The 537-nt window shown below is 43.6% G+C and carries 2 tRNA genes and 1 rRNA gene; all 3 read right to left on the bottom strand.

Features of this window, described 5'->3' with window-relative positions:
• Positions 1-90: 90 nt before the first annotated feature.
• Positions 91-163, bottom strand: a tRNA-Ala gene (locus RMZ95_RS34045).
• A 76-nt stretch (positions 164-239) separates the two neighbouring features.
• Positions 240-355, bottom strand: a tRNA-OTHER gene (locus tag RMZ95_RS34040).
• 131 nt (positions 356-486) lie between these two features.
• Positions 487-537: ribosomal RNA gene (locus tag RMZ95_RS34035) — 16S ribosomal RNA — on the bottom strand; the annotation flags it as partial.

Below are 537 nucleotides of genomic sequence, written 5' to 3'. Positions count from 1 at the left end.
CAAGGTTCTGGCTGAGAACTAACTCAGCAGTCTGACACCAAAGTCATGTTGCTGAACTCTCTATCGCTTTTTTTGGCAATCACCATCAGGTGGAGGTTAGCGGACTCGAACCGCTGACATCCTGCTTGCAAAGCAGGCGCTCTACCAACTGAGCTAAACCCCCAGATACAATTAAAAATTGATAATTAAAAATGAAATAAATTTTTAATTTCTAATTTTACATTTTTAATTGATTCAGGTGGGCCATCCTGGACTCGAACCAGGGACCTCACCCTTATCAGGGGTAGATCGGAAGAGCACACGTCTGAACTCCCCCTTATCAGGGGTGCGCTCTAACCACCTGAGCTAATAGCCCATAAACGAACCAAATCATAGTTTGAAAGCTTTTTACATTTTGCAAATGTCTGCGACCGACCTAAGGAATGACCAACTTACTATCTATTTAACTGTTTGCTTTTCGATATGTAAGGGGTGTAGGTCTCCTTTAAAGGAGGTGATCCAGCCACACCTTCCGGTACGGCTACCTTGTTACGACTT

This window comes from Nostoc sp. DedQUE07, assembly GCF_034530975.2.
Classification (GTDB): Bacteria; Cyanobacteriota; Cyanobacteriia; order Cyanobacteriales; family Nostocaceae; genus Nostoc.
Note: the sequence above shows the minus strand (reverse complement) of the source record. Positions and strands in the feature narration are given on the sequence as shown.